The organism is Streptomyces sp. NPDC006339, assembly GCF_040612775.1.
Taxonomy (GTDB): domain Bacteria; phylum Actinomycetota; class Actinomycetes; order Streptomycetales; family Streptomycetaceae; genus Streptomyces.
On sequence record NZ_JBEXQW010000036.1, the window covers coordinates 23673 to 44904 of the forward strand.

Genomic DNA, 21232 nt, shown 5'->3' on the forward strand with positions numbered 1-21232 from the left:
CATCTGCCGAGTGCCGCGCCCGATGCCGTAGCGGACACGGATGCATGCGGCGGCGATGTCCCGCTCCGACTCAGGGCCGACGTGCGGGCGCGTCCGCGCGCCGACCGCGGGGAGGGGAACCGGGGCGCCGGCCGCCTCGCCGTACGCCGGTCCACCGGCCCGCAGCGGGACTCCGGCCCACGCCGGCCCTCCGGCCGGCAGTGGCACTCCGGCCCGCAGCAGCGCACGGGCCTGCACCGGTCCACCGGCCCGCAGCACCGCACCGGCCGGCGCGGTCACCCCCGGCCCCCTTCCGCGCCGCGCCCCGCGAGCCGGCCGGCGGCACGGCGCGGGGCGGCCGGACGGATGGCGGCCAGCCGCTCGGTGGCCAGGCGGGAGGTGGCGGCGCGGTCCGGCTTGAGGGACCGTCCGGACAGGGGGATGTCGGCAAGGAGCAGCGCGTCCGGCCGGGCGGAGCCCATGCGGTCCAGCGGGCCGGTCAGCGCGGCCCGCAGGGCGTCATGGTCGGCACCCTGTCGCGGCTGGACGACGGCGACGAGGCGTTCGTCGCCGTCGTCGGCGGGCACACCGACCAGCAGGGCGAGTTCGACGCCCGGCACGTGCAGCGCGGGCTCGTACAGGCCGGGGTAGATGTTCTCCGCGCGGCGCAGCACCATGTCCTTGGCGCGGCCCTCCAGGACGATGCGGCCGCCGCCGTCGAGGCGGGCGCGGTCACCGGTGGCGACCCACGGGTCCGGTTCCTCGCCGAGGTAGCGGTGGCGGGCGGCGGCGCCGGACAGGAGCAGTTGGCCGGAGGCGTCCGTCGTGGCCGTGACGCCCGGCAGGGGAGAGCCCGCCAGGTCGCCGTCGCCGGTGAAGGCGGCCTTGTCGGCCTGTTCCACGGCGGCGGCGGGGAAGAGTTCGGTCAGCGCGTACACCCCCCACGCCTCGTCCGCGCCCGCCTGCTTGACGCGCGTGAGCAGGTCGGCGCTCGCGGGGGCCGAACCCGTCCACACCCGCCCCGTGAACCGGCCGCCCGCCGACAGCAGCCGCCGCAACTGTGGCGGTGTCAGGTAGGTGGCCTGCGGGGCGAGCCGGCGGATCTGCCGGGCCAGGACGCGCGGGGAGCGGGCGGGCAGCGCCACCGGCGCCCCGCTCGCGAGGGAGGGCAGGAGGACGAAGAACGTGCCGCCGAGGACGGGCCGGCCGGCCTCGGGCCGTACGAGCTCGGCCACCGTGGCCATGCCGGCGGCGAGCGAGGAGCGGGTGTGCACCACCGCCCGGGGCCGCGAGGTGGTGCCCGAGGTGAACACGATGACCGAGTCGCCGTCCTCGTCCACCGGGCGCGGCAGGCCCGTGGTGCGGACGCCGGTGTCCAGGGCGGGGGCGCAGCCGGGCAGTCGGGGCCCGACCGTGACGACCGGGCCGAGCTCGGCGAGGTCCGGCAGAGCCAGGCGGGCCCGGCGGGCGAGCGGCCGGGCCCAGCCGGCGACGGCCTGGGCGGTGGCGTCGGCGAGGACGAGGTCGGGCCGGGCGAGGGCGAGCCGGGCCCGCAGCACGTCCGGTCCGGCGCCCGGGTCGAGGACCGCCGCCCGGGCGCCGAGCCGGTGCACGGCCAGCATCACGGCGAGCGCCCGGGGCCCGGGGCGCACGGCGACGCCGACGGTGGAGCCGCGCCCGATGCCCCGCCGGTGCAGGGCGGCGGTCCAGCGGTCGGCGAGGGCGGCCAGGTCCCCGCGGGCCGCCTTGACGCGTACGGCTCCGGTGCGGGTGGTGCCGAGGACGGCGGGCAGCTCGGGGCGGGCGCGCAGGGCGTGGGCGAGTGCGTCGAGCATCAGCGCGGGTCCTCCCCTTGACGGCCCGGGCCCTTGTCCAGGTACCAGCGGGCGGTGCCGACGACCCCGTACGCGCGCAGGCGCCGGGTGGAGTTCTCCACGACCATGTCGCGGGCGTGGACGATGGCGGTGGTGTGGCGGCGTACCCGGTTGAGGAAGAGCCGGTCGGTGGGCGACGGGCGGCGCGGCATGCCGCCGACGGCCTCGTACAGGGCGGCGGTGACGGCCATGTTGTTGCCGGCGTGCATCCGGTACGGGGTGAGGTAGCCGTGGCGGCGGTGGTGGGCGGGCCGGATCCGGCCGAAGAACGCGGCGATCCGGACCAGGGCGCGGAAGGCGGCCCGCCCGAGCGGCCCGTGCTCGTCGCGGCGCGCGTCGATGCGTCCGCACACGAGGCCGGCGCCCCGGTGCAGGGCGTCGCGGGCGCCGGCCGTCCAGCCGGGGTGCGGCAGGCAGTCGGCGTCGGTGCGGGCCAGCCATGTCGCGCCGTGCCCGATCGCGTAGCGGAAGCCGGTGTCCACGGCGCAGCCCACGCCCTTCTCCGGCTCGTCGAGGACATGGACGGGGAAGGGCGCGCGGCGGGCGAAGTCGTGCGCGATCGCGGCGGTGCCGTCGGTGGAGGCGTTGTCCACGACGACGAGGGTGAAGTCGCGGTCGCGCTGGGCCGCGAGCGCTTCCAGCGTGGCGCCGATGCGCGCGGCCTCCTGGTGGGCCGGCACCACCACCCACAGGGCGCTCATGCCTTCTCCCACACCATCGTCATGATGCTCACGCCGCCGCCGAGGCCCACGAACAGGACCCGGTCGCCGCTCCGCAGCCCGTCGTGGACGCGGTCGAGCTGGACGCCCAGCGTGGCGCTGGCCATGTTGCCGAGCTCCGGGACGGTGACGACGAGCCGGTCCCGGGGGACACCGGTGAGCTCCACGAACCGCTCCAGGTACGGCAGGGTGACCTGGTGCACCAGGATGTGCCGGAAGTCGTCCCACGCGAGGCCGGTGCGCTGCCGCATCCGGTCGAGCACCGACGTGCCGACCTTCTCGAACACCTCGCGCAACTCGCCGCCGTCGCCGTGGAAGTAGGTGTGCTCGTCCCCGCGGGGGTGGCGCGAACCGCCGCCGAAGATGCCGCCGACCGACCAGTGCTCCGAGTGGGTCTCGGTGTCCACGTCGAGGATGCCGCCCCGCTCCACCGCCTCCACGACGACCGCGGCACCGGCGTCGCCGAAGGTGTAGCCGGCGAACCCGTCCCGCAACTGGTCGGGTCCGGACGGCTCGTGCCGTACGGCGCGGCTCGGTGTCTCGCCGGTGACGACGAGGGCCCGGCGGGCGCGGCCGGCGAGGATCATCGCCCGCGCCGTGTCGATGCCGTTGACGAAGCTGTTGCACGCGTTGGTCACGTCCAACGCGTGGGCCCGGGAGCCCAGTTCCGCCTGGACGATGTGCGCGGTCGCCGGCTCCACCACGTCCCGTGTCGCGGACGCGAAGACGAGCAGGTCCACGTCGTACGGGGTGAGCCCGGCCCGCTCCAGGGCCGTGCGGCCGGCCCGCACCGCGAGCGTGGAGGCGTACTCGCCCTCCGCCACCGCCCGGCGCGAGGCGATCCCGGTGACCCGTTCGAGCATCCGCGCCGGCAGGGCCATCCCGGAGGCCGCGGCGATCCGCTCCTGCACCTGCCGGGACGTCACTTCTCGCTCCGGCAGGCAGGAGGCCACCGCGGTGATACCCGCCCGACCCAGGGGGCCGCGGGCAGCGTGGTCTATGTGCATGCCCCGGACGCTACGAGCGGACCGGGACGCCGCGCCTGAGCACGCGTACTCAACCGGCCTGGGTGATCCACCGCCCCATGTCAGGGACAGCGACCGGCCGGCAGGGCCGTCGATCCCGCCGCGCGACCGTCGAGGACGAGCGCGACCGTCGAGGACGAGCGCGGGCTCACCCTCGACGGCGCGGCGGCGCGCCCGTACTGCGAGTGGTACGGGCGCGGTGAGTGGGGGTCAGGCCCGGCGGCGGCGGACGACGACATAGCCGCCGGCCGTGGTCGCCCCGAGCGCCAGAGCGAGGCCGATTCCCGTGCTGAGGTCGCTGATGCCGGACGCCCCACCCACCCCGGCCTGGGTGCCGCGGGTGGGCATGGCCGGGTTCACGGGCTGCGTCACGGTGCCACCCGTGGCGGTGGGCGCCGGCCGCACCGTTCCGGTGGTCGAGCGTCGCGGCAGTACTTCGCACGCGATGCCGTCGTCCGGGCCCTGGTCCTCGTCCAGCCCGTGCGGGTCGCTCGGGTCCCGGTCGAATTCGGCCTGGGCGTCCTCCTGGTAGAGGAAATTCTCGCAGTTGAGATCCTGGGCGTGTGCGACGCCGGTGAGCGGGGCGGCGGAGAGAACGCCCAGGGCTATGCTGGCGATCACGGTGCGGCTGTGCATCCAGATCCTCCTCAGGGCGGGACAACCGACGGACTCACCGTAGGAAACGGCCTCGGAGCGGGCACTCGGCGCGAGCCCGAACGGGTGACGTTCCTCACGGTGAGTAATCGCCGCGCCCGCTCGCCCCACCGGGGAAGCCGGACGCGTCGCCGGGGGCGGCGCGGGCGGGGGAGGCGGTGGGCATGAGAGGGGGTGATTCGGGATACGTGCAGGCCATGAGCGTGGTGGCATGGGTGCGTGAGGTCGACCGGGTGCTGAGTCAGCGGGCGGCGGCCCGGATTCCGCCCGCCGTCGGCAGGGTGCTCTCGGGGGTCGAGGAGGCCGCCGAGAGTACGAAGCTGTGGTGCGGTGCCGCGGTCGCGATGGCGTGGTGGGGCGGGTGGCGCGGGCGGAAGGCGGCCGGGGCGGGCCTGGCGGCCCTGGTGGTGGCGCAGGTCGTGTCCAACGGTCTCGGGAAGCAGATGGCCGACCGGCCCCGGCCGCCGAAGGAGTGGTTTCCGCACGACGAGGTGGACGACCGTCCCGACACCTCGTCGTTCCCGTCCGGGCATACGGCGGCGGCGGTGGCCTTCACGGCCGCGGTGGCGCCGACCTGGCCGGCCGCCGGGGCCGCGTGCGCCGTACCCGCCGCACTGGTGGCGGTCGAGCGCGTGCAGAGCGGCGCGCACTACACCAGCGACGTGGCCGCGGGAGCGGTCCTCGGACTGCTCAGCGCCTGGCTGGTCCGCCGCGCGCCGCGCCTCGCGCGACTCGCGTACCTGCGCTGACCGCCCCCTGGTCGGGGGCGGTCAGCCGTGGCCGCTCGCGGGCGTGGTCGCGCCTCGCGCCTATCGCATGACCAGGTCGGGCACGACGGCCCGCAGGCGCTCCACCGACAGCACCCCGTCACGGACGAGGACCGGCACCGGCCCGCTGAGGTCCACGATCGACGACGAGACCCCGCCGGCCGTGCGGCCCCCGTCGAGGTAGACGTCGACCGAGTCGCCCAGCATGCCCTGCGCCGCGTCGCAGTCCTGCGGCGACGGGTGGTCGGTCAGGTTCGCGCTGGACACCGCCAGCGGTCCCGTCGCGGCCAGGAGGTCGAGCGTGAGCGGATGGTCGGGCATGCGGATCGCGACCGTGCCGCCGGTCTCGCCCAGGTCCCAGGCCAGCGAGGCCCGGTGCCTGACCACCAGGGTCAGCCCGCCCGGCCAGAAGGCGTCGATCAACGCCCGGGCCGCGTCCGGAAGTTCCTCCGTCAGGCCGTCCAGCGCCTCGGCGGAGTCCACGAGCACGGGAGACGGCTTCTGCCGCCCCCGGCCCTTCGCCGCGAGGAGCCCCGCCACCGCCGCCGGGTCGAAGGCGTCGGCCGCGACCCCGTAGACGGTGTCGGTCGGTACGACCACGAGCCGGCCCTTCCGTACGGCGGCGGTCGCCTCCCGCAGCCCCTCCGCACGGGCGGACGGGTCGGAGCAGTCGAAGCGTAGCGTCACGACGCCGGGGCCCCCTCCGGGACCTCGCCGCGCGTGGTCACGACGCGGGCGTTGCCCTCGGCGAGGGCGTAGCCGAGTCCGACGACGGCGACCTCGCCGGCCTCGACCTGCTTCGACAGCAGCCGCGAACGGTCGACCAGGTGGTCCACGGTGTGCCGGATGTGCTCGTCGATGATGTCGCTGTCGGCGGTGAGACCGGCGGAGCGCGCCGCCAGGATGCTGGGCGTCACGCGCTCCACCACATCCCGTACGAAGCCGCCCGCCGCGAAGCCGTCCTCCACCGCCGCGCGGGCGGCGGCGACCGCGCCGCAGGAGTCGTGCCCGAGCACGACGACCAGGCGCGCCCCGAGGACGCTGGTCGCGTACTCGACACTGCCGAGCACCTCGGGGCCGACGACGTGACCGGCGGTCCGGACCACGAACAGGTCCCCGAGCCCCTGGTCGAAGATGATCTCGGCCGCGAGACGGGAGTCGGAGCAGCCCACGATCACCGCGAACGGCTCCTGCCCCGGCGCCAACTCCTTGCGGCGCGCGGCATCCTGGTTGGGGTGCTCCGGCGTGCCCGACACGAAACGCCGGTTGCCGGAGAGAAGGGCTTCCATAGCGACAGAAGGAGAAGTTCTAGGCATGCCCTCACCCTAGTGCTTGCCGCTTCCGCGCCGCCGTCCGGCCCGCCGACCGGGCGGTGGCCGTGGGCGTGGGCGTAGGCGTGGTTGTGGTCGGCGGTGGCCAGGGGCCCGCGAGGAGTGCCTCGGCCTCCGCGACGATCGCCGCGGCGGCCCGCTCGCGCGTCCCGCTCCCCGCTGCCTCCGTCCCGGCCCCGTCGGACGCCACGTGATACGCCTCCACGAGGTCGACGAGCGGCCGGAGCGCCGGCGGCCGGCCCAGGGGTTCCCAGCCCTCGTACGTGATCAGGTCACCGCCGGCGGCGGGAGTCAGGGCGCCGTTCACGGCCAGCCGGAGCCACCAGCGGACGAGCTCCCAGCGCGCCGACGCCTCGGTGACCGCTCCGGTACCCGTCTCCGGGGCCAGGCCCAGCTCCGTCAGGACCCGACGGAACAGCGCCTCCGCCTCGCCGTGTTCGGCGCGCGTCAGACCGGCGAGCAGCGGCAGCGACTCCGACTCGACGTCGAGCACCAGAGCGGTCAGCCCCGCCTCGATCAACTGCTCCGGGTGGTGCCGCCGGCCGAGCAGTCGCTCCAGCGCCAAGATCCGTAGCTGCTCGACCGCCTCCGGCGCGGTGACGGCGTACGGCCGGTACGGCGTGGGCGCGGTGACGTCGATACTCGGACCGCTCCCGACGAAGTACGACCAGAAGCCGACGGTCGCCCGTGCGAAGAGGCTGCTCGAACGGCCGGTGAACTCGCGCCGGACGTAGTCGGCGAGATCGTTCCCGTAGAGGATGATGTCGGTCTGGTGGACGGACAGCACGGGGTGGCCCCACGCGCCCGCCGTGCCGGGCAGATAGCGATGGCCGTAGACGGGGACGAGCTGCGGGACGGTCGCCAGCTCGGCCCGCGCGACCCGCACGGCCTCGGCCGTTCCCGTGGGCCTCGGGCTCCAGCGGGGATGCCAGAAGCGGTTGTGCTCCACGTCGAAGAGCACCCCCTCCACCGGCCGCGCCAGCCGCCGGGCCAGGTCCTCCGGGTCGCCGTTCCGCCAGTCCGGCCAGCTCGGCGAGCCCAGCGGCAGCCCGGCGGCGAGGAACGTCCGGTGATCCGCCGCGAACGTGAACCCGAACCGCGCCTCGACCCCGTCGAGCTCCCGCTCGCCGAGCCCCGGCCCGATCTCGGCGCCCAGCATCCCCTGAAGGGCCTTCGCGGCGTCGAGAGTGAGCGGCGGCGGCACGGCGGGGTCGGGGTCGGGGTCGGGCGCCGGGTACGGGTCGGGGGGAACCGGAACGATCATGGTCGGCAGCCTAGCGGCGGGGCGCCGGCGGCCGGCGGGACGGACACTGTCAGACCCTCCCCTTAGCGTCGAAGACACGGGGCCGGGACGTACCCGGCCCACCGGAGCAAGGGAGCCGTCATGGGTGAGCTCAGTGTGGACCGGCAGCACCTCGACCACCTTCTCGCGGACCCCGCGAGTGCGTACGACGTCCCCTACCAGCAGGCTTTCGCCGAGCTCGCCCTCTCCCACCGGGGCCGCCCGGCGGCGACGATCGTGCCCCTGCTGCGCGCGGCGGCGGAACGGGCACTCCTCGGCTTCACCTCGTCCGACCTGGCCGACCAGGCGGAGGCCATCAGCAGCGGGAGGCCCTACGAGCTGAGAATCCGCGTCACCGGGAGATAGCGAGCGGTGGTATCCGGCGCCCGGTAGCCGCCACCCGGCGGCCTCGAGGGCAGCGGCCACCCGGGCCGTGTCGCGCGTCCGCTCCTCAGTGGCTCTCGTCCGCGCCCGGCGCGGGCTGTCGGCCGGTGTCTTGGCAGTCCGGGCAGTCCATGCCCAGGTCGCACTCCGGGCAGGGCCGGCCGTGCACGAAGCCCAGGCCCTCGCAGGTGGGGCAGGAGCCCCAGCCTCGCACGTGACGCACAGCGTGTGACCGGGCTGCACTGCGGTGTCGGTGGGCGTTGCCAGTGGGAGCGGATCCATAGGACGGGTGTGGAGGCCGAGATGCGGAGGGCGCGGCCCGCGCGGAGGACGGTCGCATCGAGGCCGTCGTCCCGTGACGCCTTCAGGACCCGGAGGGTCTCCGTACGCCAGCCCAGGGCGCGGAAGGCGGCGCTGGCGCGTGTGGTCGGCAGGTGCAGCGACAGCCGGAACCGCTTGCCCATCATGCCGCTCACCGTGCGCCGGTCGTCGGTGCGCTCCTCGACGCTCGGCTCGACACCGGGCGCCGCGGCGCCCGCGACCGCCCGCACCTCGCGCCGCAGCCCGGGTGACCGCCCGTGCGAACCGCTTGGCCGCGCCCTAGAGCGACGCCGCCGCGGTCAGGCCCTCCAGGACCGCTTCCTCGACCGTGCGCGGGCTGACGCAGTCCCCGACCGACAGGACCAGGTGCGGGGTCGGGGGCGTGAGGTCGGTGACCGGGGTGTGGCCCTGGGCCAGGACGACGGCGGCGGCGTCCTCCACGAGCACCGGTTCCTCGGTCAGGGTGTGCTGGAGGTAGACGGTGTCCGGATCGGCGCCGTACAGCCGGACGTTGGGGACGATCTCGATCCGGGCGCGTGCCGCCTCGGCCAGCATCCCCGCCCGTACGTACTGCTGAAGGTGCTCGCCGGCCGCGAAGCCCGTCACGCACAGGGTCACCTTCCGGCCCCGGCCCGCGAGCAGAAGTGCGACGCCCAGGCCGATCCAGTCGCCGCGCCAGTCCGCCACCACGATCCGGCCGCGCGGCACCTCCGCGCCGCGGATCACCGCCCACGAGTCCAGGACCACCGGGTCGTCCATCAGCTCCAGCGGAGGCCGGCGGGGCACCGCGCCCGTCGCGAGGAGGACGGCGTCGGGGGAGGCGGCGGCGAGAGCCGTGGCGTCGATCCGCGAGCCGGTCAGGATCCGGACCCCCGCACGGCGCGCCTCGCCCTCCAGATTGGTGATCACCCCGCCGAACTCCGCCCTCCCCGGGAGCAGTTCCGCCAGCAGCACCTGGCCCCCGACCCGTCGGCCGGCCTCGTGCAGTTCCACGTCGTGACCGCGCCCGGCCGCGACCGCCGCGGCCTTCAGACCGGCCGGACCGCCACCGACGACCAGGACCCTCCGGCGCCGCGTCACCGGCGGCAGCGGCACGAAGCGGCGCTCCCGCCCGGTCTCCGGGTGCTGGATGCAGGAGATGGGGTGGCCGAGCTGGAAGTGGCCGATGCACGCCTGGTTGCAGCCGACACACGCCCGGATCTCCTCGGCGCGCCCGCCGGCCGTCTTGGCCGGCAGCTCGGGATCGCAGATCAGGGCCCTGGTCATGGCGCAGGCGTCGGCCTGCCCGGCGACGATGATCTGCTCGGCCTCCTGCGGCTGGTTGATGCGGCCCGCCACCATCACCGGAACGGAGACCACGGCCCGGACGCGCGCGGCGAGCGGCGCCGTGTACCCGGCGGGACGCGCCATCGGCGGGGCGATGTGCTGGGCGCCGGACAGGCTGGACGAACTGCCCGCGCACACCGACACGTAGTCGAGCAGTCCCTCGCCGTCGAGCCGGGCGACGGTCCTCAGGACGAGCTCGGTGTCCAGGCCGTCATGGCTCAGTTCGTCGCCCGAGACGCGCAGGCCCACGACGAAGCCGGGCCCCGCCTGCTCCCGGGCACTGCGCAGGGCCTCGCGCAGGAAGCGCAGCCGGCGCTCCGGGTCGCCGCCCCAACCGTCGGTACGGACGTTGACGTGCGGGCTGAGGAACTGCGCCGGCAGATAGCCGTGGCTGGCGACGACCTCCACGCCGTCGAGGCCCGCCTCGCGCAGCCGCCGGGCCGCCCGGCCGTAGCCGTCGACGACCTCCTGGATCTCGCGCTCGGTCATCGCCCGCGGCATCACGTGGAAGCGCTCGCTCGGGACGGCCGAAGGGGCCCACGCCACGGGCGCGGTGCCGTCGGCGGACTCCAGGATCTCCCGCCCCGGGTGGAAGAGCTGGCCGAACACCTTCGTACCGTGCCGGTGGACCGCCCGCGCGAGCCGGGCGTAACCGGGGACGCAGGAGTCGTCCGTGGCCATCAGGACGTGCGTGGTGTAGCGCGCGGACTCGTGCACGCCGGAGACCTGGAGCACGATCAGGCCGACGCCGCCCGCCGCACGCGCCTCGTGATAGGCGATCAGGTCGTCTGTCACGGCCCCGTCCTCCGCGAGGACCGTGTCGTGGCCTGAGGACACGATCCGGTTGGGCAGCGTCACGCCGCCGATGCGCAGGGGAGCGAGCAGGCGGGGGAAGCGTGGTGCCGTCGCCATCACAGGTCCTTTCTCAGGGTGTCAGGGCGTCAGGGCGTCAGGACGGAAGGCCGTCAGGCGTCAAGGCGTCAGGGCGTCGGGGCGTCAGAACCTCGGGGCCGAGGGAGGGGCGGGCAGGGCCGGACCCGGATCGTCAGCGTCGGCGCAAGGGGATGTGCGGCTCGAACGCGTCCAGGAGCAGATCGCGCATCCGCGGCGCCGGCATCTCCGCGGTCCCCGCCAGGACCTGGATCGCCAGTCCGTCGACCATCGCGGTGAACCGGCTGGTCAGGGCCTCCGCGTCGGCCTCCGCCCCGAGCCCCTCGGCCTGGCAGGCGCGGACCAGGTCGAGCACCGTCCGCCGCCAGCGGGTGTAGACGGCGCGCTGCCCCTCCCGCAGGCCGGGGTCGAGGATCGCCTCGTTCCAGGACTGCACCCACACCGACCACTCGTCGCGGTCCTCGTCGCGGGTGACGAGCTGGACGTCGATGAGCCGGCGCAGTTTCTCGGCCGCGCCGTCCGCGTCCCGGAACTCGGCGTCGAGCCGCCGGTGGAGGCGGTCCGCGCAGTGGAGCAGGGAGGCGCGCAGCGCGTCCTCCTTCGTCGGGAAGTGGTAGTGGATCGTGCCGGTGCTGGTGCCGCAGGCGCGCGCGATGTCGGCGACCCGCACCCGGTGGAAGCCGCGCCGGGCGATGAGCCGTGCGGTGGCCCGCAGGATCTGCTCCTTGCGTACCTCCGCGTCCACCGCGTCGGCCCGGCGTCGTGCGCCGCCCTCCGGTCGGCGGTCCGCCCCGGCGGGCGGGCGGCCCTGGCCGGTCCGCAGATACCGTACGGACACCCGGCCCTCCCGGGCGATGGCGGCGAGCTCGTGGTCCGCGAGACGGCGGCCGCCGCACAGGGACTTGGACAGTGCGGTGGGGTCCATGCCGATGCGCTCGGCGAAGGCGCGCTGGCTTCCCGGCGCCGCCCGCACCACCAGCCGCGCCCGCTCGGCCACGGCCCGTGGGTCCTCCTGCGCCGGTACGGCCCGCCGTGCCCGTACGTCACCGGCACCCACTGGCCCGCCCTCCCCGGCCCCCACCGGCACGTCCTCCCCGGCCCCCACCGGCACGTCCTCCCCGGCCCCCGCCGGTACGTCCCCGACCCCGGCGCCCGCCCGCGCGTCCCCGACCGGTACGTCCCCGACCCCGTCGCCCCGCGCCCGTCCGTCCGCCGCCCGCACGCCCCGGGTTCCCTCGTCCGTCATCGTCCCGTCCCTCCCGCGTCCGCCGCCCGCAGCGCCGCCAGTACCTCGTCGGCGGCCCGGTAGCCCGACGACACCGCGCCGTCGATGTAGCCGTTCCACTCCGAGGCGGTCTCCGTGCCCGCCCAGTGCACGGGGCCGGTCGGTGCCCGCCAGCCGTCCTCTCCGGCGGCGCTCCACCCGCCGGGGGTCAGGTACGCCTCGTAGCCGCCCCGCGCGAACGGGTCGTGGGTCCAGATCTTCTCGGTGTAGTCGCGCGGCCGGCGGGCGCGCGGGCCGACGACGGAGGCGAGGCTGTCGAGGACGGCGGCCCGGCGTGCGGTCTCCTCCAGGGCGGCGAAGCGGTCGAGCCGGTCGGCGTACACGAAGCCGACGAGGATGCCGTACGGCCCGCCGGCGTCCGGGGAGTTGTCGAACACGACGCCGACCGGGCCGTCGTCGTACAGCGTCGCCACGCCGGACAGTCCCGCCTCGCGCCAGAAGGGGGTGTCGTAGACGGCGTGGACCTTGGCGACGCGGCCCATCGGGGCGTGGGCCAGCCAGGCGGCGCGGCCCGGCGGGAGCGGTGGCGTGAAGTCCAGGGCGCGTACGGCGTGCGGCGGCAGGGCCACGATCGCGCGGCGGGCCAGGAACTCGGACGTCTCCGTGCGGACGCGGACACGGACGCGGACACGGGCATGGGCGCCCTCGGAGCCGTACGCGATCGACCGCACGCGCTCGCCGAGGCGCACCCGGTCGCCGAGGAGCGCCGCGACGGCGTGCGCGGGAGCGGCCGCGCCCCCCGTGAACCGGCTGTCCTGCGCGCAGCCGCGCGTCTCCATCAACTGCTCGAAGCCGCCGGCCGCCGCCACGTAGAAGAGGACGTGGAAGAGGGAGATCTCGTCGGCCTCGGCGCACCACAGCCCCTGGACGGCGAGGTCGAGGCGGCGCAGGGCCTCGGGTTCGTTCGTCTCGGAGCGGAAGAAGTCCCCCGCCGTCTGTGCGTCCCACTCCGCGAAGCGGGCCGTGCGCCGGGGCCGCGCGGTGTCCACGGTGCGGGCGAGGGCGTCGAGGAGCCCGGTGATCCGGACGTACGCGGCGATGCCCGGGCCCTGTTCGGGCGCGGCGCCGGTGTAGGGGACCCGGGTGCCGTCGTGCCGGACCTCGATGTGGTTGCCCTTCTCCCAGGTCGGGAACGTGGGGCAGCCGAAGCGCGCGGCGAGTGCGACGAGACGGGTCTGGGTGGGGCCGACCCATTGGCCGCCGTGGTCGACGGTCACGCCGTCGGCCCTGACCTCGGTCAGGACCCGTCCGCCGACCCGGTCGGCGGCCTCGACCAGGACGAAGTCGGCGGCGTTGTCGTGGAGTCGGAGGGCCGCGGCGAGCCCGGCGTAGCCGCCGCCCACGACGATGATGTCGGATTCGATCAGATGCGAGGCGCTCTGTCTCTCCATGGGCCGAGAGGATGCGGCAACACTGACGGGTGCGTCAATGGTTGCGACGTCCCGGAGCGCGGAAGGGATCCGGCGCGCTCGGTCACTGACGGTCGGCTCGGGCCAAGTCCTCGCGGGAAACGCCCAGTTCGCGGACGAGCGCCTCGTCGACCCACTCCAGCATCGTCGCCCGCTCGATCGGCCCCTGGTACGCCGTGGTCTGGACGGCCAGGCCGTCCAGCAGCGCGGTGAGACGGAACGCGGCGTCCGCCGGGCGCTCGCAACCGAATTCGCCGGCCGCCACGCCCTGCGCGACGACCTCGGCGATCGCCGCCTTCCACTGCTGGTCGAGGTCGTGGGTCACCTTGCGCAGGGCGGGTTCCCGCAACGCGGCGGCCCAGCCCTCGATCCACAGCCGCCAGCCCTTGGCCTGCCCGGTCGGCGCGTACCAGCGCACGGCGGACCGCAGCCGGCGGACGGCGCTGGTGCCGGGCTCGTCGAGGATCCTCCGCAACTGCGCGAGGTCGCCCTCGGCGGCGTGCGCGAATGCCTCGGCGACGAGGAGTTCCTTGGTGGAGAAGTGGTAGAGCACCAGCGAGCCGCTGACGCCGAGGGCCGAAGCGACGTCCGCGATGCGCACGTTGCCGACACCGCGGGCCTCGATCTGCTCGACGGCGACGCGCAGGATCTCCGCGCGCCGCTCCTCCACGCTCAACCGCACTCTGGCCACGCCTTCACCCTACACAGCCCTTGACAGTGCGGTGTGGCCGGGCTCACAGTGCTGGCTACTGACTGGCTGTTCAGTCAAAAGTCGTCCGTCGAAGTCGTCGGTCGTAGTCGCCCGTCGCGGCCGTCGGTCGAAGTCGTCCGTCGCAGCCGTCCGTCGAAGTCGCCCGCTCGCGCCCCCCACGCCCGTACGAGATCGCCGAGATTCCCCCGTGCCGCCGTAGGAGTCCGCCCGTGACCCACATCCCCGTCACCGCCAGCACCCCCGCCGCACCCGACACCTCCGACACCCCCGACCTCTCCGAGGGCTGGGGCGAACAACGCGGCAGACTGCGCAAGGAGCTGCGCCGCTTCGACGTCCTGCTGTTCCTCATCTGCACTCTCGTCGGACTCGACACCATCGGCTCGGTCGCGGCGCAGGGCCCGCAGGGGCTGACCTGGATGGCCGTCCTCGCGGTGCTGTTCTTCCTTCCGTACGGACTCCTGGTCGCCGAACTCGGCTCGGCCTTCCCCGTCCAGGGCGGCCCGTACGTATGGACCCGGCTCGCCTTCGGCCGGCTCACCGCCGGCCTCAACCAGATCCTCTACTGGATCTCCAACCCGGTCTGGGTGGGTGGCAGCCTCTGCATCATCGCCCTCACCACCTGGGAGGAGTTCTTCACCCCGCTGCCCGGCCTGTGGAAGTACGCCGCCGGCCTCATCTTCATCTGGGGCGGCGCGCTCGCCGTCGTCCAGTCCGTCCGGATCGGCAAGTGGGTGCCGATCGCCGGGGCCGTGGCCCGTATCGTCCTCCTCGGCTTCTTCCTCGTCTCGGTCGTCGTCTACGCCGTCGAGAACGGCGTGCACACCCTGCCCGCGCACGAGTTCACCCCCACGTACGCCGGCTTCGTCGCCCTCGTCCCCGTCCTGATCTTCAACTATGTCGGCTTCGAACTGCCCAGCTCCGCCGCCGAGGAGATGCGCAACCCGCGCCGCGACATCCCGCTCTCCATCCTCCGCTCCGGCCTCGCCTCCCTGCTGCTCTACGGCGGGCCGATCCTCGGCATCCTCTTCGTCCTGCCCGGCGACCGGATCGGCAGCCTCGGCGGCTTCATCGACGCCTGCAAGGCCGTGTTCACCGTGTACGGCGGCTCCATCGCCGCCGACGGCACGGTCACCCTCACCGGGGCGGGCGCCGTCTTCGGCGGCATCGCCGCCGCCGGGCTCATCATCGGTCTGCTGACCTCGGGAGTGACCTGGGCGATGGGCGCGCACCGCGCCCAGGCCGTGGCCTGCGCCGACGGCGCCGGGCCCGCCTGGCTCGGCACCATCTCCGAGAAGCACGGCACCCCGGTCCGCGTGAACCTGCTGTCCGCCGTGCTCGCGTCCGTCCTCCTCGTCGTCGCGCTCAACCTCACCGAGGGCGACGGCGAGAAGTACTTCGCGGCGGGCCTCGGCCTGACGATCTGCACCACCTTCATCTCGTACGTCATCACCTTCCCCAGCCTGCTCGTGCTGCGCCGCAAGTACCCCGACACGCCCCGCCCCTACGCCGTCCCCGGCGGACGCCTCGGGGCCTGGACCGTCACCACGCTCGCCACCGGCCTCGTCGCCTTCACCGTGGTCGTCCTCATCTGGCCGGGCTTCGGCGTCGGCTGGTTCGGCACCGACGGCTCGGCGGCCGACTCCCTCCCGGCGGCGTTCGCCGGCGAGCGCGCCGCGTACACCCTGAGCCAGGTCGTTCCGCTGCTGCTCATCGCGGTCATCGGGCTCGTCTTCTACGCCTTGGGCGCCAAGACCCGCCGTACGACGCGCTGACGAGGGCCCGCACGGGGGGAGGAGGGGGGCGGACCAGCCGGGCCGCCCCCCTCCTGCCGTACGCGCGTCGTCAGAGCGCCGGGCGCCGGTACGCCGTCGAGCGGGCGCCCTTGAGCGCGTCGAGGACCCGTTCGTGGCTGTCGCCCACGACGTCGACCACCCGGACCCTGACGTACAGGGCCTCGACCTCGTCGACGAAACGCGGGGAGAACGCGCCGAGCAGCGTCGTCTCGTTGGTGCCGGCTCCCATCAGCGGGAAGTTCCCGAAGGTGACCAACTGGAAGTCCTCCCCGACGGTGAGACCCGCTGCGGTCAGCACCTCCGCCGCCCCCGGGACATCCGTCCACGGGGCGCCGGCGTCCCCCGGCCCGGACGGCGAGCCGCCCCGCAGCACGACCCGGCACGCGTACTCCTCGACCACCGCCGTGTGCGAGCCGCCGTTGAGCAGCCCGACCTGCCACTCGGGCACACCGCCCCGCAGGTGGCCGGTCTTCCAGTCGGCGCGCCAGCCCAGGATCGGCCGTACCGTGCGGGCGTACTGGGCCCGGGCGAGGACCGCGCCGGCCGCGACCGCGAGCAGGCTGCCGAGCGGCTCCATGTCGAGCAACTGGAGCCGCCACGGCCAGTCGGCCCGTGCCTCCGCCGTCATGTTGGCCCGGACGATCTCCCAGCCCAGCACCGCCGTCAGCAGGACGAGCAGCACGATCGGCGCCGTGAACAGCAACGGGCTGCGGCGCACCCGCCGTTGGGCGTCCGGCACGGCGTTCGGCCGACCGCGTCTGAACCTGCGCATGGCGACTCCCCCCCGGTTCGCGGAACGAGAACCCCCGGCCGGATGACGGCCGGGACACCTCGACGGGGATCATCGTGCCCGACGCCGGGCGGGGCCGACCAGAGGGTGTCCCGCGGACCGGGCCGGGGGCGGGCTCACGGCCCGGCACGGTCCGGTCCGGTCCGGCCCGGTCCGCGGGCGCTAGACGCCCTGGGCGGCCGCGCGCCCGTACACCTGCTTGCCGAGCCACTGTCCGCCGTCCACCGTCAGGCACTCGCCCGTCAGGTACGCGGCGCGGTCGCCCAGCAGGAACAGCGACGCGTCGGCGATCTCCGCCGGATCGGCGAACCGGCCGGCCGGGACCGTGGCGAGAACCTTGGCGCGGGCCTCGGGGGTGGCCCACAGGGCGGCCCCTGCGCCGGCCGTCTCGGTCGGGCCGGGGGCGACGCAGTTCAGGCGGATGCCCAGCGGGGCGAGCTCCACCGCGAGCGTCCGGGTCATGGCCAGCACACCGGCCTTCGCGGCGGCCGAGTGGACGGTGCCCGGGTGGCCGTGCCAGGCGTAACTTGCGATCACGGAGAGGATCGAGCCGCCCGTGCCCTGCTCGCGCAGCCGGCGGGCCACCGCGCGGGTGCAGTAGTACGAGCCGTTGAGGACGATGTCGACGACCGCGCGCCAGCCGCCCGGCGAGAGGTCGATGCCCGGCACGACGAAGTTGCCGGCCGCGTTGTTCACCAGGCCGTCGAGCCCGCCGAACCGTTCGACCGTCGCCGCCACCAACGCGTCCACGGCCTCCGGGTCCCGCACGTCCGTCGGCACCGCGAACGCCTCGCCGCCGCCCGCCTTGCCGCCGCCCGCCCCGGCTGTGCCCGCCCCGGCTGTGCCCGCAGCGGCGGCCAGCGCGACCGTCTCGTCGAGCCGCTCCCGGGTGCGCCCCGCGACGGCGACCCGCGCGCCCGCCCGCGTCAGGGCGAGCGCGATCGCGCGGCCGATGCCGCTGCCGCCGCCGGTCACGATGTACGTGCGGCCCTCGAAGCCGCTGTCGGAACCGCCGTCGAAACCGGTCATGCCGTCACTCCATGGGCGTCGAGGGCGACCGCGCCGCCCGGGTGGACCAGCAGAGGATTGACCTCCAGCTCGGTGAACTCGGGATGCTCGACCGCCGCCCGTGCCACCGCGCACAGCGCGTCCGCGGCGGCGTCCAGATCCACGGCGGGCGCGCCCCGCCAGCCGGTGAGCAGCGGCGCGTGGCGCAGCGAGAGCAGCAGCGCGCGGGCGCGGGGCGGGGTGAGCGGGGCGAGGGCGAGCGCGGTGTCGGCGAGCAGCTCGGCGGTGACCCCGCCGAGGCCCACCATGGCGACCGGCCCGAACGCCGGGTCGCGGCGGACGCCGACGATGAGCTCGACCGCGTACGGGTGCGCGGCCATCGCCTCGACCGCGAACCGGACGGCGCCGGTGGCGTCCCGCATCCGGCCGAACGCGTCCCGCAGCCCCACCTCGTCGGCGATGCCCAGGACCACACCACCGGCCTCCGTCTTGTGGGCCAGACCCATCGCCTTGAGGACCAGCGGATACCCGATGCTCCGGCGGGCGGCCTCGGCCGCCTCGTCGGCGTCCCCGACGAACGCGGCGGCGGGAAAGGCGAGCCCGTACGGCACGAGGAGCGCGCGGATGCTCTCGTACCCTCCGGTGGGGGTCGTTGGGGTCGTTGGGGTGGTGGGGGTGGTTGGGGCGTCCGGGACGGTGCCGGTACGCGGTCCGGTGCCGGTCCCTGGGGCAGTGGCCGTGGCCACGGCCGACGGCAGTGGCGGCGGGTCCTGTGGTTGCGCCCGCTCGATACGGGCGGCGTGTGCCAGGGCCGTCGCGGCCTGCTCGACGCGTTCGTAAACGGGGACGCCGTGCTCCCGCAGGACCGCGAGGGCGGGGGTGTCCCGCGCCATGGTGTGGACGACGAGCAGCCGTCCGGAGGCCCGCGCGGCCTCCGCCAACTCCCGGGCGACCGCGCATTCCTCGTCGGCCTGGGCGGGGCTCGCGCCGGCGTAGTCGCCGAAGTACCCGGTGAGGAGCGTGACGTCGGTGTCCCCGCCGTCGAGCAGGGCCCGCGTGACCCGCGCGTAGGTCCGTAGATCCGCCTCCCCGGCGCCCGCCAGGTCGACGGGGTTCCCGCACCCGCCCCCGCCCGGGAGATACGCCCCGACGGCGGCCCGTGTCTTCTCGCCCAGCACGGGCACATCGAGCCCCCGCACGACGAGCGCGTCCGCCGCCAGGGCCCCTTGACCACCGCTGTCGCCCACGACGGCGACGCGGAGGGGAGGTGCGGGCGCCGCCCTGTGATCGTTTCGCTGCTCCTGTTCCTGTTCCTGTTCCTGCTCCTGCTCCTGCGCCTGCGCTTGGCCCGACCGTGCCTCGGCGCAGGCGCGTCCCTCGGCGGACTGCCGCGGACCTGCCGGGCCGCCGGCCCGGGGGCCCGCCCCCTCGGGGAGCGTCACGGCCATGCCTCCGACGCCGCTCACGCGCGTGCCCCGCGTCGCGGTCAACAGGACTGCGGCGTCGGCGAGTTCGCCCGCCGAGTCCACCAGCACGGCACCCGCGTCGCGGCACACCGCGGCCACCACCGAGCGGGCGCTCACCAGTGCGCCCGTGTGGGAGGCCGCCGCGCGGCCCGAGGCGGCGCTGAGGCCGAGCGTGAGGAGGAGGACGGGCTTGCCCGCCGCGCGGGCCGCGACCAGCGTGCGGGCCAGGCGGCGGCCGTCGCGGAAGTCCTCCACGTACGCGGCGACGACCCGGGTCGCCTCGTGGGCGACGAGCGAGGCGAGCGCGTCGGACGCGTCGATGTCCCGCTGGTTGCCGAGCGACACGAACCGGGAGAAGCCCTGACCGCCCCGGGCGAGCAGCCGGCCGATCTCCAGGGCGAGGTTGCCGCTCTGCGAGACCAGACCGACCGAACCGGCCGGGAAGTCGCCCCAACTGAGCCGCAGTTCGGTGGTGGTGTCGACGACGCCCATGCAGTTGGGGCCGAGCAGCCGCCCGCCGTTCGCGGTCACGAGCGCGGCCAGCTCGCGCTCCTCCGCCGGGTCGGACCCGCCCGACGTGATCACGGTGAAGCAGCGGGCGCCCGCCGCGAGCCCGTCGATCACCACGGACCGCACCTGCCGTGGCGGCACCGCCACCACGACGTGCTCCGGGGCGGTCGGCAGCGCGCCGAGGTCCGGCAGGAAGGGCACGCCGTCGAGGGCGCCGCCCCGCCGGTTGACCAGGTGCACGGTGCGGCGGGACCGCCCGGCGAGCGCCCCCGAGGCCAGCCAGTAGCCCCACTTGGCGGGATCGGCGGAGGCCCCGACGACGGCGACGCACCGCGGATCGAAGAGCGCGTCCAGCGCGGGCGGCGGCTCGGGAACGGCGGCCGACGCGGATACGGCGGGTGGCTCGGGGACGGCGGGAGACCCGGATACCGTGGGCGACCCCGATACGGCCGGCGGCTCGGGCGCCTCCGGCACGGCGGGCGCGTCGGCGGCGCTCACGCGTACCAGCCGAAGCGCTCGGCGATCACCGGCAGCCGGTCGGCGACGACACCGTGCGCCGCGACCCGCGGCGTGGTCCCGTCCCGTTCCGCCCGGTCCAGGACCTGCCCGACCAGGGTCCGCATGGAGCGGCGGATGTGGGCGAACGCCTCGTCCGCGTCGGCGCCGATGTCCCCGAACAGGGTCCACCACCACCAGGCGTTGGTGGCGGAGTTGACCACGACGTCCGGCAGCACGGTGGTGCCGCGCGCGGCCAGCAGCTCCTCCGCGTCCGGCAGGACCGGCATGTTGGCGGCCTCGACGATCCAGCGGGCCGTGATCCCGCCCTGGTTGGCCGTGTCGATCGCGTACGAGACGGCCGCCGGGACCAGTACGTCGGCGGGCACCGACAGCCAGGCGTCACCGGGCAGTTCGCGGTCTCCCGCCCGCAGGGCCGTACGGTCCACCGTGCCGTACGCGTCGCGGGCGGCCAGCAGCGCCTCGACGTCCAGGCCGTCCGGGTGCGCGATCGTGCCCTTGACGTCGGCGACGGCCACCACGACGAGCCCGGCGCGGGCCAGGAAACGGGCCGTCGCCCCGCCCATCGTCCCGAAGCCCTGCACCGCCACCCGTGTCCCCGCGTGCGGGACGCCGGCCCGGTCGAGGGCGGTCAGGACCGATTCGGCGACGCCGCAGCCGCCCGCCAGTTCGTCGAGCCCGATGCCGTCCACCTCGACGGCGAACGCGTCCGCGAGCCGGCGGCGGGCCGAGACCTCGTCGTCGAGCAGCGGGTAGACCGCCTGGATGGAGGAGACCAGACCGGCCTCCTCGGCGGCCCGGTCGACCAGATCCTGGGTGAGACCGAGGTCCTCGCCGGTGGTCCAGAAGCGTTCCACGTACGGGCGCATCGCGCGGAGATAGCGGACGAGCACGCCGTACGCCTCGGGGTCGCGCGGATCGCAGTCGATGCCGCCCTTGGCGCCGCCGAGCGGGATGTACCGGGCCGCGGGGTCGTAGTGGAGCGCCTCCTTCATCGTCATGCCGCGGGCGAGGCCGGTGACCTCGTCGAGGGTGCAGCCGGCCCGCATCCGCAGACCGCCGCTGGACACCCCCCGCACGAGACGGTCGATCACCAGGTGCCCCTGCCGGCCGGTGACGTGGTCCGTCCACGTGACCGACACCAGCGGAGGAGCAGGAGGGGCAGGAGGGGCAGGAGGGGCAGAAAGGTC

General features: G+C 75.2%; 18 protein-coding genes. 3 read left to right on the forward strand and 15 right to left on the reverse strand.

Features of this window, described 5'->3' with window-relative positions; all coding sequences use genetic code 11:
- Positions 1–275 precede the first annotated feature (275 nt).
- From ABZ135_RS26525 to ABZ135_RS26540, 4 genes are all read right to left on the reverse strand, one after another.
- Positions 276–1814, reverse strand: a complete 1539-nt coding sequence (locus ABZ135_RS26525) for a class I adenylate-forming enzyme family protein (RefSeq protein WP_356698835.1) — start codon at positions 1812–1814, stop codon at positions 276–278.
- Positions 1814–2554 (reverse strand): glycosyltransferase family A protein, encoded by a 741-nt coding sequence (locus ABZ135_RS26530; RefSeq protein WP_356698837.1) that lies wholly within the window; start codon positions 2552–2554, stop codon positions 1814–1816. Before ABZ135_RS26530 ends, ABZ135_RS26525 begins: the two co-directional genes overlap by 1 nt.
- Complete coding sequence (locus ABZ135_RS26535) at positions 2551–3498, reverse strand: ketoacyl-ACP synthase III (protein ID WP_356698839.1); 948 nt, start codon at positions 3496–3498, stop codon at positions 2551–2553. Before ABZ135_RS26535 ends, ABZ135_RS26530 begins: the two co-directional genes overlap by 4 nt.
- 309 nt (positions 3499–3807) lie before the next feature.
- Positions 3808–4218 carry an excalibur calcium-binding protein gene (locus ABZ135_RS26540; protein ID WP_356698841.1) on the reverse strand — a complete coding sequence of 137 codons (411 nt, stop codon included), beginning with the start codon at positions 4216–4218 and terminating at the stop codon, positions 3808–3810.
- 230 nt (positions 4219–4448) lie between these two features.
- Between ABZ135_RS26540 and ABZ135_RS26545 the strand changes: the two genes are divergently transcribed.
- The gene (locus tag ABZ135_RS26545; protein ID WP_356698842.1) at positions 4449–5000 is read left to right on the forward strand and encodes a phosphatase PAP2 family protein; all 552 of its coding nucleotides are present in this window, start codon (positions 4449–4451) and stop codon (positions 4998–5000) included.
- Positions 5001–5060: 60 nt separating this feature from the next.
- Here the strand turns inward: ABZ135_RS26545 and ABZ135_RS26550 are convergent, their stop codons facing one another.
- Genes ABZ135_RS26550 through ABZ135_RS26560 form a run of 3 tightly spaced genes read right to left on the reverse strand, consistent with a single transcriptional unit; the run spans position 5061 to position 7613 of the window.
- Positions 5061–5705, reverse strand: coding sequence for an L-threonylcarbamoyladenylate synthase (locus ABZ135_RS26550; protein ID WP_356698844.1), 645 nt, complete (start codon positions 5703–5705; stop codon positions 5061–5063).
- A complete protein-coding gene (locus tag ABZ135_RS26555; RefSeq protein ID WP_356698846.1) occupies positions 5702–6307 on the reverse strand; it encodes a carbonic anhydrase in 606 nt (201 codons plus the stop codon). Before ABZ135_RS26555 ends, ABZ135_RS26550 begins: the two co-directional genes overlap by 4 nt.
- 31 nt (positions 6308–6338) lie before the next feature.
- Positions 6339–7613, reverse strand: coding sequence for a hypothetical protein (locus ABZ135_RS26560; protein ID WP_356698848.1), 1275 nt, complete (start codon positions 7611–7613; stop codon positions 6339–6341).
- Positions 7614–7733: 120 nt separating this feature from the next.
- Between ABZ135_RS26560 and ABZ135_RS26565 the strand changes: the two genes are divergently transcribed.
- Positions 7734–7997: a hypothetical protein gene (locus ABZ135_RS26565; protein WP_356698850.1), complete on the forward strand. Its 264-nt coding sequence runs from the start codon at positions 7734–7736 to the stop codon at positions 7995–7997.
- A gap of 618 nt (positions 7998–8615) precedes the next feature.
- Here the strand turns inward: ABZ135_RS26565 and ABZ135_RS26570 are convergent.
- The 4 genes from ABZ135_RS26570 to ABZ135_RS26585 form a co-directional block, all read right to left on the reverse strand.
- Positions 8616–10574 (reverse strand): FAD-dependent oxidoreductase, encoded by a 1959-nt coding sequence (locus tag ABZ135_RS26570; RefSeq protein ID WP_356698852.1) that lies wholly within the window; start codon positions 10572–10574, stop codon positions 8616–8618.
- Positions 10575–10707: 133 nt separating this feature from the next.
- A complete protein-coding gene (locus ABZ135_RS26575) occupies positions 10708–11799 on the reverse strand; it encodes a TetR/AcrR family transcriptional regulator (RefSeq protein WP_356698854.1) in 1092 nt (363 codons plus the stop codon).
- On the reverse strand, positions 11796–13229 hold the full coding sequence (locus ABZ135_RS26580; protein WP_356698855.1) for an FAD-dependent oxidoreductase: 1434 nt from the start codon (positions 13227–13229) through the stop codon (positions 11796–11798). The genes ABZ135_RS26575 and ABZ135_RS26580 overlap by 4 nt, the downstream gene beginning before the upstream one ends.
- Positions 13230–13311: 82 nt before the next feature.
- Positions 13312–13938 carry a TetR/AcrR family transcriptional regulator gene (locus ABZ135_RS26585; protein ID WP_356698857.1) on the reverse strand — a complete coding sequence of 209 codons (627 nt, stop codon included), beginning with the start codon at positions 13936–13938 and terminating at the stop codon, positions 13312–13314.
- A gap of 230 nt (positions 13939–14168) precedes the next feature.
- On the opposite strand from ABZ135_RS26585, the gene ABZ135_RS26590 reads away from it, so the two are divergent.
- Positions 14169–15731: an APC family permease gene (locus ABZ135_RS26590; protein ID WP_356698859.1), complete on the forward strand. Its 1563-nt coding sequence runs from the start codon at positions 14169–14171 to the stop codon at positions 15729–15731.
- A gap of 70 nt (positions 15732–15801) precedes the next feature.
- On the opposite strand, the gene ABZ135_RS26595 is transcribed toward ABZ135_RS26590, so the two are convergent.
- From ABZ135_RS26595 to ABZ135_RS26610, 4 genes are all read right to left on the reverse strand, one after another.
- Positions 15802–16524, reverse strand: coding sequence for a hypothetical protein (locus ABZ135_RS26595; protein WP_356698861.1), 723 nt, complete (start codon positions 16522–16524; stop codon positions 15802–15804).
- Positions 16525–16704: 180 nt separating this feature from the next.
- Positions 16705–17571: an SDR family oxidoreductase gene (locus ABZ135_RS26600; RefSeq protein ID WP_356698863.1), complete on the reverse strand. Its 867-nt coding sequence runs from the start codon at positions 17569–17571 to the stop codon at positions 16705–16707.
- Positions 17568–20024, reverse strand: a complete 2457-nt coding sequence (locus ABZ135_RS26605; protein ID WP_356698865.1) for an acetate--CoA ligase family protein — start codon at positions 20022–20024, stop codon at positions 17568–17570. The genes ABZ135_RS26600 and ABZ135_RS26605 overlap by 4 nt, the downstream gene beginning before the upstream one ends.
- Positions 20021–21184: a Glu/Leu/Phe/Val dehydrogenase dimerization domain-containing protein gene (locus ABZ135_RS26610; RefSeq protein WP_356698866.1), complete on the reverse strand. Its 1164-nt coding sequence runs from the start codon at positions 21182–21184 to the stop codon at positions 20021–20023. Before ABZ135_RS26610 ends, ABZ135_RS26605 begins: the two co-directional genes overlap by 4 nt.
- Positions 21185–21232 lie beyond the last annotated feature (48 nt).

Excerpts from the sequence above, each read along its gene's own strand:
- ABZ135_RS26525 (WP_356698835.1), bottom strand. The coding sequence starts at position 1,814 with ATGCTCGACGCACTCGCCCACGCCCTGCGCGCCCGCCCCGAGCTGCCC.
- ABZ135_RS26530 (WP_356698837.1), bottom strand. The coding sequence starts at position 2,554 with ATGAGCGCCCTGTGGGTGGTGGTGCCGGCCCACCAGGAGGCCGCGCGC.
- ABZ135_RS26545 (WP_356698842.1), top strand. The coding sequence starts at position 4,449 with ATGAGCGTGGTGGCATGGGTGCGTGAGGTCGACCGGGTGCTGAGTCAG.
- ABZ135_RS26555 (WP_356698846.1), bottom strand. The coding sequence starts at position 6,307 with ATGGAAGCCCTTCTCTCCGGCAACCGGCGTTTCGTGTCGGGCACGCCG.
- ABZ135_RS26560 (WP_356698848.1), bottom strand. The coding sequence starts at position 7,613 with ATGATCGTTCCGGTTCCCCCCGACCCGTACCCGGCGCCCGACCCCGAC.
- ABZ135_RS26565 (WP_356698850.1), top strand. The coding sequence starts at position 7,734 with ATGGGTGAGCTCAGTGTGGACCGGCAGCACCTCGACCACCTTCTCGCG.
- ABZ135_RS26570 (WP_356698852.1), bottom strand. The coding sequence starts at position 10,574 with ATGGCGACGGCACCACGCTTCCCCCGCCTGCTCGCTCCCCTGCGCATC.
- ABZ135_RS26575 (WP_356698854.1), bottom strand. The coding sequence starts at position 11,799 with ATGACGGACGAGGGAACCCGGGGCGTGCGGGCGGCGGACGGACGGGCG.
- ABZ135_RS26580 (WP_356698855.1), bottom strand. The coding sequence starts at position 13,229 with ATGGAGAGACAGAGCGCCTCGCATCTGATCGAATCCGACATCATCGTC.
- ABZ135_RS26595 (WP_356698861.1), bottom strand. The coding sequence starts at position 16,524 with ATGCGCAGGTTCAGACGCGGTCGGCCGAACGCCGTGCCGGACGCCCAA.
- ABZ135_RS26600 (WP_356698863.1), bottom strand. The coding sequence starts at position 17,571 with ATGACCGGTTTCGACGGCGGTTCCGACAGCGGCTTCGAGGGCCGCACG.